The sequence below is a fragment of the Rhizobium johnstonii 3841 genome (assembly GCF_000009265.1).
Classification (GTDB): domain Bacteria; phylum Pseudomonadota; class Alphaproteobacteria; order Rhizobiales; family Rhizobiaceae; genus Rhizobium; species Rhizobium acaciae.
In genome coordinates, this window is record NC_008378.1 from 277935 (window position 1) to 291323 (window position 13389).

The 13389-nt window shown below is 62.0% G+C and carries 10 protein-coding genes and 1 pseudogene; 5 read left to right on the forward strand and 6 right to left on the reverse strand.

Features of this window, described 5'->3' with window-relative positions; translation table 11 throughout:
* The first annotated feature begins 4 nt into the window (after positions 1–4).
* From RL_RS34250 to RL_RS34265, 4 genes are all read left to right on the forward strand, one after another.
* Positions 5–1063 carry an ABC transporter ATP-binding protein gene (locus RL_RS34250; protein ID WP_011649041.1) on the forward strand — a complete coding sequence of 353 codons (1059 nt, stop codon included), beginning with the start codon at positions 5–7 and terminating at the stop codon, positions 1061–1063.
* 19 nt (positions 1064–1082) lie between these two features.
* Positions 1083–2351: an MGH1-like glycoside hydrolase domain-containing protein gene (locus tag RL_RS34255; RefSeq protein ID WP_011649042.1), complete on the forward strand. Its 1269-nt coding sequence runs from the start codon at positions 1083–1085 to the stop codon at positions 2349–2351.
* Positions 2352–2475: 124 nt separating this feature from the next.
* A complete protein-coding gene (locus tag RL_RS34260) occupies positions 2476–2751 on the forward strand; it encodes a ribbon-helix-helix domain-containing protein (protein ID WP_011649043.1) in 276 nt (91 codons plus the stop codon).
* 8 nt (positions 2752–2759) lie between these two features.
* Positions 2760–3056 (forward strand): type II toxin-antitoxin system RelE/ParE family toxin, encoded by a 297-nt coding sequence (locus tag RL_RS34265; RefSeq protein ID WP_011649044.1) that lies wholly within the window; start codon positions 2760–2762, stop codon positions 3054–3056.
* A gap of 42 nt (positions 3057–3098) precedes the next feature.
* On the opposite strand, the gene RL_RS34270 is transcribed toward RL_RS34265, so the two are convergent.
* The 6 genes and pseudogenes from RL_RS34270 to RL_RS34295 all read right to left on the reverse strand — a co-directional run.
* Positions 3099–5726: an AAA family ATPase gene (locus tag RL_RS34270; RefSeq protein ID WP_011649045.1), complete on the reverse strand. Its 2628-nt coding sequence runs from the start codon at positions 5724–5726 to the stop codon at positions 3099–3101.
* Positions 5723–6847, reverse strand: coding sequence for a metallophosphoesterase family protein (locus RL_RS34275; RefSeq protein WP_011649046.1), 1125 nt, complete (start codon positions 6845–6847; stop codon positions 5723–5725). The genes RL_RS34270 and RL_RS34275 overlap by 4 nt, the downstream gene beginning before the upstream one ends.
* Positions 6848–7176: 329 nt before the next feature.
* A complete protein-coding gene (locus RL_RS34280; RefSeq protein WP_011649047.1) occupies positions 7177–8823 on the reverse strand; it encodes an acetolactate synthase large subunit in 1647 nt (548 codons plus the stop codon).
* 116 nt (positions 8824–8939) lie between these two features.
* Positions 8940–9818: a DUF6030 family protein gene (locus tag RL_RS34285; RefSeq protein ID WP_011649048.1), complete on the reverse strand. Its 879-nt coding sequence runs from the start codon at positions 9816–9818 to the stop codon at positions 8940–8942.
* A gap of 476 nt (positions 9819–10294) precedes the next feature.
* Positions 10295–11647: a C4-dicarboxylate transporter DctA gene (gene dctA / locus RL_RS34290; RefSeq protein WP_280115907.1), complete on the reverse strand. Its 1353-nt coding sequence runs from the start codon at positions 11645–11647 to the stop codon at positions 10295–10297.
* Positions 11648–11732: 85 nt separating this feature from the next.
* Positions 11733–11918, reverse strand: a pseudogene (locus RL_RS34295) (4-carboxy-4-hydroxy-2-oxoadipate aldolase/oxaloacetate decarboxylase); the annotation flags it as partial.
* A gap of 104 nt (positions 11919–12022) precedes the next feature.
* Here RL_RS34295 and RL_RS34300 point away from each other — a divergent pair.
* Positions 12023–13273: a LysR family transcriptional regulator gene (locus tag RL_RS34300; protein WP_011649050.1), complete on the forward strand. Its 1251-nt coding sequence runs from the start codon at positions 12023–12025 to the stop codon at positions 13271–13273.
* Positions 13274–13389 lie beyond the last annotated feature (116 nt).

Here is a 13389-nt window from a genome sequence, read left to right on the forward strand (position 1 = left end):
AGATATGGCCAATATTGTCATCGACCGCATCCGCAAGAGCTTCGGAGCCTTCCAGGCTCTGAAAGAGGTCTCGCTGACGATCAACGACGGCGAATTCGTCTCGCTGCTCGGTCCATCCGGCTGCGGCAAGACCACGCTGCTGCGTATCATCGCCGGCCTCGAGACGGCTACATCGGGAGATATCCGCATCGGCGACAAGTCGGTGATCGGCCTTGCACCCCGGGATCGCGGCCTTGCGATGGTCTTCCAGAACTACGCCGTCTTTCCGCATATGACGGTTTACGAGAACGTCGCCTTCGGGCTGCGGATGCAGAAGGTCGACGACGCCAGAGTGAAGGCGCAGGTCGAGAAAGCCGCTGGCCTCCTGCATATCGAGCAATATCTCGACCGCTACCCGAACAAGCTTTCCGGTGGTCAGCGCCAGCGCGTCGCGGTCGCTCGTGCCCTTGCCGTCGAACCGAAGGTTCTCCTGATGGACGAGCCGCTTTCGAACCTCGACGCGCTGCTCCGCTTGGAAATGCGCACCGAACTCAAGACCGTGCTGCAATCGGCAGGCACCACGACGATCTATGTCACCCACGACCAGACGGAAGCCATGGGCCTTTCCGACCGCATCGCCGTCATGCATGGCGGCGTGGTCGAGCAGGTCGGCCATCCGGTCGAGATCTACAATCACCCGGCGACACGTTTCGTCGGCGGTTTCATCGGCAATCCGCCGATGAACTTCATCCAGGTGCCGGTTTCGAACGGCCAGGTGGCGGCCGGTACAGAACGGCTTGTGGCGCCGCAGGAATCCGGCGATCAAATCATCCTCGGCCTGCGCGGCGAGGCTGTCGAACTCGCGCCGCTGCCGCAGGGTATCGAAATGCGGGTTCGCGTTGCCGAGCCGATGGGCTCGCATCTGCTATTGACCGGATCGATCCACGACCAGCCGGTCCGTGTCATCCTGCCGGCTTCGGAGACCGTAAAGAGCGGCGAGAGGATCGGCCTGAAGCTCGACCAGAAGCGCATAACTTGGCTTTCGCCCGAAAGCGGCAAGTCCTTTCCGGCCGTTTTGGCCTAAGAATACCGGAGCATCCAGAATGAACACGCATATCGACCAGGCGAAGCGCATCCTCGCCGTGAACGATCGCGGCGGCTATACCGTGCCGACCGACCGGCTCTACCCCTTCCAATGGAACTGGGATTCCGCCTTCGTCGCCATGGGCTTTGCGCTCTACGATATCGATCGCGCCTATCGCGAGCTGGAGCGGCTGGTCGAGGGCCAATGGGTGGACGGGATGATCCCGCATATCGTCTTCCACGCGCCGAGCGAAACCTATTTCCCGGGACCGAACGTCTGGCGCACTGAGCAGACGATCCCGACCTCCGGCATAACCCAGCCGCCGGTCTTCGCGATCGCGCTGCGCAAGCTGCACGAAGCTGCCGGCAAAGGCGCCGAGGAGCGCATCCTGCCGCTCTACGAGGCGGCGCTGAAATGGCATCGCTGGTGGTATTCCGCCCGTGATCCCGATGGCACCGGGCTCGTTGCGCTCCTGCATCCGTGGGAAAGCGGCAGCGACAATTCTCCCGCCTGGGACATCGCGCTCGCCCGCGTGCCAACCGACACCGACACGCCCGTCGTGCGCAAGGATACCGGCCATGTCGATGCCGACATGCGTCCGCGCGACGAGGATTACCGCCGCTTCATCCATCTCGTCGATACCTATGCCGCCTGCGGCTGGGAGCCGGCTAGGCAATGGGAAAAGGCATCCTTCAAGGTCGCCGAGGTCCAGACGAGCGCGATCCTGCTCAAGGCGGGCGAAGATCTGGAACACCTCGCCCTCCTGTTCGGGCGGACCGAGGACGCGATCGAGATCGCCGCCTTCAACAACCGCACCCGCAAGGCGATAATGGCCCAGTGGCGGCCCGAGCTTGCCCGCTTCGTCTCGCGCGACCTGATCTCCGGCGAAGATGTCGAAGCTGCCACGCAAGCGGGCTTCATCCCCCTCCTCTCGCTGGACCTCGACAAGCAGGTTGCCGACGCCCTGGTCTTCGAAATGAAGGCCTGGTCCAAGGATCTCAAGGTCGCCTTCCCCACAACCAAACCCGGCATCGCCAGCTGGGAGCCGAAGCGCTACTGGCGCGGCCCCGCCTGGGCGATCATCAACTGGCTGCTGATCGACGGATTGAATCGCAATGGCCACGCTGATGTCGCCGAAGAACTGAGGCGATCCACCATCGCAGCGATCGAAACGGAAGGTTTCGCCGAATATTTCGACCCGGTCACCGGCGAAGGCTGCGGCGGCCTCGGCTTTTCCTGGACGGCTGCCGCCTATCTGTGGCTTGAGCGAGGCGCGCTCCCTGCCTGAGTGTAGAGCCACGCCCAATTAAGCCGTTTTCTGCGATTGGCTTAACCGCTCCAGGTCGCCTATATGTAAAGCGTGTGATTTAATCATACGCTGTGTTATTGGGAGATAACCGAGGACATACACTATGCGTACAACCCAAGCCCTCACCATCACCCTCCCGCTGGAAATGGCGCAGATGGTGAAGGCCAAAGTCAGCTCCGGCGAATATGCGACCGAGAGCGAAGTCATCCGCGACGGCCTGCGCACCTTGGCCGCCCGCGACGCCGCCGTTGAGAAATGGCTGCGCGACGAGGTCGTGCCCACTTATGACGAGATGAAAGCCCACCCCGAGCTCGCCCTCTCCGTCGAGGAAGTCCGCCGGCGGCTCGATGCCCGTATGGCCGCTCACGCCAAGAAATAGCGCAGGGCATGAACTACAACGTCATTTTTGCGCCAAAGGCGAGCGACGACCTCGAAAACCTGCTGGTGTACCTGATAGACGAGGCCGGGCCCGAGACGGCTCGCAACCACGTCGGTAAGATTGTGGATTACTGCCTCAGCTTTGAGACGCTTCCCGAGCGAGGCGCCGTTCGTGACGACCTGCGGCCGGGACTGCGCGTCGTTGGGTATCGCGGCAAGGCAAGCATCGCGTTTGTGGTGGAAGAGAACATCGTATCTATCCCGCGTGTTTTTCCATCGCGGCCAAGACGTCCGCTTCGACGATAATTAGCAAACGACTTCATCCAGACGACAGATCGACTGCTCGCCCTATTCCGGCTGCCATGGCTGCATGGTGAGCACGTTGCCGCCCAGCTTGGCGAAGGCGCGTTGGCGGCAGGAGAAGACGAGGATCTGCTGGTCGCGCGATTGGCGGTGCAGCGCATCGAACATCCGCTCGATCCGGTCGTCGTCGGAATAAACAAGTGCATCGTCGAGGATGACAGGTGCCGGCCGGCCGTCGCGGGCAAGCAGCCTTGCGAATGCGAGGCGGGTCAGCACCGAGAGCTGCTCCCGCATGCCGCCGCTCAGCCGGTCGACATCCTCGTCCTGGCCGTTGCGGCGCACGATCTGCGGCAGCAAGGTGTCGCCGTCGAAGGTAATCGAGATGTCGTCGAACAGCAGGCCGACCAGCGGGGCGAGTTCGCTCATGACAGGCTTGAGATAGAGGTCGCGCGCGGCTGCTCGCGTCGCCGTCAGCGCCTTGCGCAGGCGATCCAGGACGGCGACCTCCGCCTCGAAACGCTTTACCTGTTCCCGCGCAGCGTCAAGCAAACCGCGAGTTTCCAACCAGTTTTCTTCCACCGCACTGTCTGAGCGGGTACGAATTTGACCGCCGAGGTCGGCAAGCTCCTCGCGTAACCTGGCAATTTCACGTGCTGCGGCGTCGGCGACCGAACGTGCCCTGGCAAGGGCGGCTTCCGCGCCGGCGAGGTCCCGCCCGGCCCTGCGCAAAGGCCCGGCCCGAAGCTCAACCGCGTCGCATTGTTCTTTGGCGCTGGAAAGCCTTGCCGCAAGGTCCCGTTGCAATTCCGGTCGGCCGGCTTCGGGACCGATGATCGCGACGATGGCCTCGAGGTCCTGGCCGAGTTTGGCGTGCTCCGTCTGCGCCCGCAATATTGCCTCGCCGGCCTCCATGCGCATCACCGACGCTTCCCGCGCCCGGTTTCGCGCCAGGTCGATACGCCGCGTTGCATCCGCGAGACGGGCGCGCACTTCTTCCGGGTCGGCGTCGAGTTCGATTGGACCCCGACTGAGTGCCGCAAAGCGTGCGGCATCGAGGTGAAGCTGGTCGATGCCATTCGGAGCCACGTCGGCGAACCGCTGCCGTGCCCGCACCAGTTCCTCCTGCTTGTTTCGGGCGGCAATATCGCGCTGTCGCGCCGCCCGCAAACTGTCGACTCCGAGCCTGGCAAGCAATGTTTGGCGCGTGGTTTCCGCGATTTCGAGCGCGCCGTCCTGATCTGCCTGCCGGCTGGAATGGATGGTCAGCGTACCGACGCCTGCTATGTCGAGCCTCGCCACCCCGGCAAAGCTCTTGTCCTCGCCCCCCGGCAAAGGCTGGCGATCCATGCTCACCGATCCGGAGGCGTCCCTCAGGTAGTCGATCCTGAGCCTGGGAAGACCAACCTCGGCTGCTGCACGCAGGCCAACGATCTTGAGGTCCAACGCTTCGAGCCGCTCGATCGCATCGGCTGGAATGGCGAGCAATGCATGTGCGGCCTCCCCGTCCTCGATCTGCCGCCGCGCCGCTTCCGCCTGTTCGAGATGCAGACGAACCTCCGCCAGTCGCTCTGCGGCATGGCGCGAACGCAGTGCTGCCTCCAGCCGCGCCAGCCATTCGCGGTTTACCCGCTCATCCTCTTCGGCCGCCTGCACCTCCGCCGTTGCGGCCTCGCTTTCGGCCAGCGATGCCGCGCGTCGCTCGGCTGCATTTGAAAGCTCTTTTTCCGTCACGGCGAAACGCCGCGCGAGTTCGTCACTGCGGTTCAATGCCGCGTGGAAGCGGTCGAATGCCTGCTGCGCCTCATCGCGACGGCTGACGGCGAGGGCAGCTTCGGCGTCGAGCGCCTTGAGTTCCCGGTCGTGCAGTTTAGCGGCCTCGAGCACCGACTCGGCATTGGCAATCGCCGTTTTCCGGCCGGCTTCTTCGTCCGAATTTTCCAGTTCGCTGAGTCTCGCCTGCGCTGAGCGGCGGCGGTCGAGCGCGCCGTGCAGCATCTCCACCTCCTTGGCCAGCCGCGCCTCCTCCGCCTGCAGCCGGTCACGATCGTCGAGCGCGGCGGCAAAGCGGCCTCCGGTCTTTGGCCGGAGCGTCGCGGTGACCAGGCGATTGAGTTCTTCCTCGCAGGCTTCTAGCACCGCCGACATGCGCCGCCCGCCCGTCAGTGCCTCCACCTCGCCCTGCACCGAAGACAGCAGGCTTTCGCGCACCCGCTTGTCGTTCTCTTCCTCGCTCTTGCTGCGATTTTCGATGCCGGTCACGCCCTGGCGCACCCAGAGCAGGCCCGCGGGGCCGGCAGTTCCGCCGGAAATGAGATCGCCGATGAAAGCCTCGGCCTCGTCGGCCTGGGCGACGAGCCGGCCGCTGCCGAGATCGGTGACGCTGGCGCGCCGTCCGCCATAGAACTGCTTGGTCAGGCGGTAGCGGCCGGCTTCTGTCGTGATATCGGCCTCGACGATCGGATTGCCACCGCTATAGGGGCGCAGCATCTGCACGCTCTTTGGCGTGCCGCCGTGCGGCTGGAAGAACAGCGCATGCAGCGCCTCGAAACAGGTTGATTTGCCGTGTTCGTTGGCAGCGCTCAGCACATTGACGCCGTCGGCGATTCCTTCGACGGATATGCCGCGGCCGGCGAAGCGTTTGACATTGTGGAGGCGAAGAGCGTTGAGTTTCATCGATCAATCGCCTCGCAATAGGAAAACAGGCGGATCAACGCCTCACGCGCCACACGCCTGTCATCGCCCGAGCGGGATTGGTCGAGGCTTTCGGCAAGCAGCAAATCCGCAGTATCGCGCAGTGCACCGGCTCGGTCGATGATCTCGAGATCATCGCTCTCGCAATCGGTCCCCAGCAGTTCGGTATCGATCTCCAGATGCGCAAATTCCGGCGCGACCTGCTGCAGCAGGCTGGTCATTGCTGTGCGCCCGTTCAATCGGGCACGGCCGGACAGCGCGACGCGCAACAGGGTTTGTCGCCGCGCGAACGGTTCCGGCAATGCAGCCTTCAGCGCTTCAACACCGTCTTCCGATGCCAGCAGTGGAAGGTGCAATGTCTGCCAGGAAAAGCTGGCGGTCGCGACAGTCGTCGTCGTCGGCATCGCTCCCTGCCCGGCAATGGAAACGACCATCGCCTGCCCCGGCCGGTCATGCTTGAAACGGTCAGGCTCGGGCGCGCCGCTGTAGTGCGTTCTGGGGTCGACCGCGACCGATCCGTGCCAATCGCCGAGCGCCATGTAATCGAGGCCGGCCAGCGCCGCGCGGTTCGGCGCAATCACGTTGGTGGCCGTAGCATCCTCCGAGAATTCCTGGATCGGGCCATGGGCGAGGCCAATGCGGATGGAGCCGTCCGGTGTGGCTGCACCCGTCATCCATTCGGTCAGGTCGCGGCCCGGCCGCCTGGTCGTGCAAGGCGCCGGCAGCAGGATGACATCAGGTCCAAGCGGAAGGGGCGCCGCTTCCGTCGCCAGGATGACATTGTCGGGCACCACGCCGCGCGCAGCACTCCAGAGCTGGTCCGCCAGCAGTGAATCGTGATTGCCCGGAAGCAGAACCCAGCGAAGCGAAGCATTCCGGGCCATCTCGCCAAGTGCTTGCCGAAGCACGGCCGGCGTCGGCGTCTCGGTATCGAATGTGTCGCCCGCGAGCAGGATGACATCAGCCCCATGCTCTCGTGCCGCACTGGCGAGTCTCCCGATCACGCCATGCCGCGCCTCGCGCAGGCGCCCTCTCAAATCCTCCGGAAGATTGCCAAACCGCTTGCCAATATGAAGGTCCGAACTGTGCAGAAAGGAAAACATTAACCAGCCATGTTTGCGATGCGCCGCGAGCTTTCGAGCATGGCCTACAGCGCCCGCGTCTTTTCAGACGCGCGGCAGTAGGCCTCGTCCGCAGTCTCGTGATTCCGCTGTTCCGGGACAGACCATGCCTCTCGACAACAGGCGAGGCAAGCCTATCCTGGCCGAACAAGCTGTTATCCAATGCTTGTCTAATTTTGAGTGATGCTCGACATCATATTCCCCAGTCGCCGTTCAAGAAGATAGGTATCTGTTCCATCGTGCCGCGTCGTGTGCCGGCAATCGTGCGGCTCGCGGTCGAACGCCTGTGGACCTTCATGGCAGGCGGCATCTCAGGCCTCCAATATCGCGGGGAGCCGTTCACGAAGCTCCTTTACCAGCACGCGTTCATTTTCCGAGTAGTCGACCGGGACGTTCACCAGATGGACGCCACCTCCGGAGAATGCCTCTTCGAGAACCTGTTTGAACTGGCTGATATCCTCGACCCTGGTTCCCCTGGCGCCGTAGGATTCTGCATATTTCACGAAGTCGGGATTGCCGAAGGTCATCCCGAAATCCGGGAATTCGTCCACGGCCTGCTTCCAACGGATCATCCCGTAAGCATTGTCCTCGATGACAAGAACGACGAGGTTGAGTTTCAGCCGGACGGCGGTTTCGAGTTCCTGGGAATTCATCATGAAGCCGCCGTCACCGCAGATCGCCATGACACGCCGCTCAGGGTAGAGCATCGAGGCAACCATGGCCGACGGCAGTCCCGCTCCCATCGTTGCAAGAGCATTGTCGAGCAGCAGCGTGTTCGCCATCCGCGTCCGGTAGTTGCGGGCGAACCAGATCTTGTACATGCCGTTGTCGAGGGCCAGGATGCCATCATGCGGCATCACCTCTCTTATATCGTGAACCAGCCGCTGTGGCGTGAAGCGATCCTCCGTCGCCCGCGCGGCGATGCGCTCGAGAATGCGCTCGCGGAGATGGAGAAGCGCATGCGCGTTTGGCAGCTTGCCCTCGAGGCGATCCGCCAGCGCCTTCAGCGAAGGGCCGATGTCGCCGATGACTTCGGATTGCGGGAAGTAGACCTGCTCGACGGTCGCCGGCTGATATCCGACATGAACGACCTTGGGGCCGCCCTTGCCCATGATGAACGGTGGCTTCTCGATGGTGTCGTGCCCGATCGTGATGATAAGGTCTGCCTGTTCGATGGCCTCGTGGACATAATCCCGCTCCGACAGCGCGGCGGTGCCCATATAAAGTTCGGTTCCGCCGGGAACCGTTCCCTTCCCCATCTGAGTGGTAAAGAACGGAATGCGCGTACGGATCACAAACTGCGCAATATCTGATGTCGAGCGGGGACGCGAGGCGGCGGCCCCGAACATCAGAAGCGGACGTTTGGCTGCGGCGATGAGGTCGGCGGCACGGTCAAGGGCCGCGTCGCTTGCCGTTGGCAGTTCGAGCTGGTGCGGTGCAATCAGCGCCACCTCCTGGCATTCCTCGGCTGCAATATCTTCCGGAAGCTCCAGATGCACCGGCCCCGGCTTTTCCTCCTGGGCGATGCGGAACGCTTCCCTGACCGTCGTCGGGATCATCTGCGGCGACACGATCTGCCTTGCGAGCTTGGTCAGCGGCTTCATCGACGCGACGACGTCGACCACCTGGAAACGTGCCTGGCGGGACGAGAGGATCCCCTTCTGACCGGTGATCATCACCATCGGCATCGCGCCGAGCAAGGCATAGGCGGCACCCGTCGAGAGGTTCAGAGCGCCGGGGCCAAGCGTCGTCAGGCAGACGCCGGGCTTTCCAGTCAGGCGGCCATAGGTCGCGGCCATGAACGCTGCTGCCTGCTCGTGTCGGGTGAGGACGAGCTCAATCGACGACTTGCGGATGGATTCGACGACGTCGAGATTCTCTTCGCCTGGGATGCCGAAGATGCGATCGACACCTTCGTTCTCAATCGCTGCCACTAGAAGATCGGAGCCTTTAGTCATTGGATGTGTGCCCGTGCTGTTTGGTTCGAGGCTTCCAGAAAGGAAGGCCCCTTGAAGATATGTTCTTTTCCGGGCCTGTCCATGCGTTCGGCGGCATCGGCGGTTATCGTCGATGTTCAGCCACAGTTCCGGCTCGATCCCGGATCGTGACGAGTGCTTGCACCGTCATTGAGCGCTGGCTCATATGGACGTTTCCGAGCGCTCACTGTGGATGAAGTTCGCGGGAGCACTGCGGGCATTTGGAGCCAGCGCTCAGTCGAAAAATACGTCTTGGTCTTCACCTGCGAACTTGAAGTCGCCTTAAGACCAAGAACAAAATTGAAGATATTTGCGCTGCTTGCTTCGCGCGTAAAGCTGAGATACGAGCCGAATCGTTCGTATTCGACATTTCGAAGGTTTTGGATCGAGGCAAGAGTATCCTCGAAATCACGCCAGCACGCCTGCTTCACGATGATCTCGAAAATGCGCAGGACAGCCGGAGCGAGACGTCCCTGGGCGTCGGTCGTCGGCCCAATGATCTTTGCGCGGATATCAAGAATACCGCCCATTTCATCTCCACGAACCTTAACGAAGGTCGAGCTGAGGGGACGCACCTCGTCCCGTTCGTAGATGCGCTGAAAGTAACATTCATAGCTGCGATTGCGCATCGATGCGGCTTTCCATTCGCTCATATCGATGCCGGCCTCTCGAAGAGCACCGCACATATTCAGCCCCGAGACGCGCCAGATCCGCAGAAACTGACTTGCCAACTCCAGCTTCGGGACCTCGATCAGCTGCAGCGATATCGATATCGACGGGAGGGGAGAAGGAGCCGCCGGATCTTGGCGGGCGGCGATGCGAGGTGATCGGGCAGCCTTGTTGAGAGTTCGATATTCAAGGGGCTCGACCGGCTCTTCGAGGTGGTGGACTTCACGGAAAAAAACGACGAGGGCTGCAAGAAGCAAAATCGATATCAAAAGCCCCGGCCAAAGCAGAGACCGGCGGTTGCTCGGCAATGGAAAGTTCCGATGCCAAAATGTACTGTCGCGAGGAGGATCGACGGGTGATAAGACTTTATCCACGGCGCGACCTTACAAGAAAATAGGAGCGGCTGCGAGTTCGAACTCAATCAAACCTCGATCCTATTCGCAACCAACCAGCGTCGGTCGGCGATTGGATCAATCAGCCCCTGCCGGCGACTCCTTCTGAGGCGAGCAACGGATGCGAAAAACGGTACAGTCTGTCCGACTCACCTTCGACACTGGAAGTGTGAAGTTGTGTGTGTCGAGCGTCAAGCAGGCGGCGTGATCGATCAGGCTGCGCGTCGCAGGGTTGATGGCATATTCAGAGGCACGCTTGCCTCGGGACAAGCGGCGTCGAGATTTTGTCGTACATGGTGGCGTCCCGTAATTTTGTCACAGGACCTGAACCTATGCGACAATTCGGCTTCCAATAGGATAGATCGCAGACCGGAGCTGAGTCTTGCACCATGTCACAACGCAGCGGCGGCGGTTTGGTGCCTGGCGCGCAAGCGGTCGTTGCCGATAGTGGCGGCCAGTAGCTGCTCGTCAAGCTTGCCTTCCCATTTCGCGACGACGACGGTGGCAAGCGCATTGCCGATCAGATTCACAAAAGTCAGCCCCTCCGCAAGGATACGGTGAATTCCGAGGATCAGCGCGATGCTGGCGACCGGAATGGTTCCGGTGGTATTCAGGGTTGCCGCCAGTACAACGAAGGCCGCTCCGGCGATGCCCGCCGCTCCCTTCGAGGTGAGCAGCAACACCGCGATCAGGCCGAGTTCGTGCCAGAAGGTCAGATGTGTGTTCGTCGCCTGTGCCAGGAACACAGCGACGGTGGTCAGATAGAGGCATGTGCCGTCGAGGTTGAACGAATAGCCGGCCGGGATGACGAAGCCGACCACGCTTTCCTCACAGCCGGCCTTGCGCATCTTCTGGATGAGGCGCGGCAGCACCGTTTCGGTCGAGGTGGTCGCAGCGACGATGACGATTTCATCCCAGAGATAGCCTAGCAGCCGCCACAGGCTGACACCGCACCAATGGGCAACGCTGCCGAGGACGATTGTTGTGAACAAGGCGCAGACGACGAAGAACTCGATGATTAACTCGCCCAGCGACCAGAGCGAGGCGGTGCCGAACTGACCGACGGTAAAGGCAATTGCGCCAAAGGCCCCGAGCGGCGCGAAGTACATGATGTAGCCAATGATCTTGAAAAACCCTTGGGAGGCGCTTTCGATCACCTGGAACACGGGGCGTCCGCGTTCTCCGATGGCGGCGATGGCGATACCGAACAGGACAGAGATAAACAGGACCTGCAGAACGTGTCCTTCCGTCAGCGCGCTGGCGAAGGTGTCTGGGATGATGTCAAGGAAATAGCTTGAAATGGACTGGTCGTGCGCCGTCGCAAGATAGGTCTTGATCGATGCGGTATCGATTGCGGTAGCGTCGATGTTCATGCCCTCGCCCGGACGCCACAGATCGACTGCGATCAGTCCGAAGATCAGCGCCAAGATCGTGATCGCCTCGAAATAGATAATGGATTTCAGCGCGACACGCCCGACGCTCTTCATGTCGTTCATGCCGGCGATACCATGCACAACGGTGACGAAGATGATCGGCCCGATCATCATGCGGATCATTTTTATGAAGGCGTCGCCGAAAGGTTTCATCGCCACCGCAGTGGCGGGAGCGAAATGACCCAGCAGGATGCCGAGCAGCGTCCCTGCCAGCACCTGAAACCACAACTGGCCAAAGAGGCCAAATCGGCCCGCCGGTTTTTGCGTCTCACCCACAGGTGTCATCGTTTTACTCGCCTCCAAATACGTCATGTTTTATTTCCTCCCAAGCTGCCTGCCCGGCCATGATGTCCCATCTTTCAATTGTTCAATGGCAACTGCACCGTCCAATTGGCGCGCCCGGCGGCCCCGAAACGGTGACTGCGGAAGCAGCGATGCGGGCACTCACAAAGATCGGCCGCAACCGGCCGGCCAGCGGTCCCGTGCGTTCCTGCGCATCGTGGACAATGGCCACTCCGGCATCTGCCAGGCCGTGGATGATGGCGGTATCGGCGCGTTCGATCTGGGTAATCACATCGGGCATGCTCGATCCTCCCTCCTGTCCTGGCTGGGATTTAAGGAGGGAATATTGAGCCGCAAAGCAAACTTGATTTGCGCACCGGTCATAAGCTGTGCTGAAGTGTGACGATGATTGCACACCGCGAACTCAACCTTCGCCACCTCGAGGCCGTCGCTGCCGCCGCGCGGCTGGGCAGCATCAGCAGCGCGTCTCACACCATGAATTTGTCGCAGCCTGCTCTGACCCAGGCCGTTGCCAAGGTCGAGGCGCAGCTTGGCCATGTGCTGTTCGATCGCCAGCCGAGCGGCGTTACCAGCACCGAGGCGGGGCGCTTGATCACGGCCCGCATCGAACGCGCACTCGCCTATGTGGCGCGCGGCGGCCAAAGCGTGCGGCGGGGCGCTCGCTTGCCGCCGCTGCCCCATATCGAGCGGCGCATCACTTTTGGACAATTGCGTGCGCTAATCGCGGTGGATCAAGCAGGCAGCTTTGCGCTGGCATCGAAGCGCATTGGCCTGTCTGAACCGGCATTGCATCGGGCGAGCCGCGATCTGGAGCAGTTGCTGGGTGTGCCGCTTCTCGTCCGGCAGGGGCGTACCGTTCAACCGACGGCCGCCGCCGCCGTGTTGCTGCGGTTCGCCCGTCTGGCGCAATCGGAGCTAGAGGCTGGGTTCGACGAATTGGAGGCACTGCGGTCGGAGGGCGCCGGACGTGTCACTGTCGGCACCATGCCGCTGGCGCGCGCAATCCTGTTGCCGCAGGCATTGGCTCGTTTCGCTCGCGCCTATCCAATGGCGTCGGTGAACGTGGTGGAGGGGCCATATGTGGAGCTGTTGGCCAGGCTCCGCGAAGGCGAGATGGATCTGCTGATCGGGGCAATGCGCGACCCCCCGCCGGTCAAGGACATCGCTCAGGAACCGCTGTTCATCGATGATCCGGTGATCGTCGGTCGTGCCGGACACCCCCTGCTGTCCAAGCCGGGATTTGCCTTCTCGCGGCTATTGGATTTCCCATGGGTTATCGCCGCGACGGGCGCGCCGGTGCGCCATCGGTGGGAGGAGATGTTCACAGAGCACGGGCTTGAGCCGCCACGGCTACGCATCGAATGCGGTTCGGTTCTGGTGGTCCGCGGGCTGATGCTGGAGGACGATTGGTTGACGCTGATGTCGCGCGACCAGTTCCTGTTCGAGCGGCGTGCTGGCCTGCTTGGCGAAATCGCCGGCGCTGGGCTGTCCTTGCGTCGTCAGATCGGCCTCACGGTGCGCGATGACTGGCGTCCGACACAGCTGCAAACGGCATTCACGGATACCTTTCGCACGGTTTGCGCGCAGTGGACTTCAGGAAAAGCAATGGAGCGTGAACCCTTCCGATATGCCTGATCGTCGTCCGGTTCGTTAGAACGGGGCATGAGCAAACACCAAACGATCGCATTCACCGGTTTTGGAAAGCCTTCGCAGGCTTTCTGTCGGGGCTGGCGCCCGCGCCGGCTGCGACC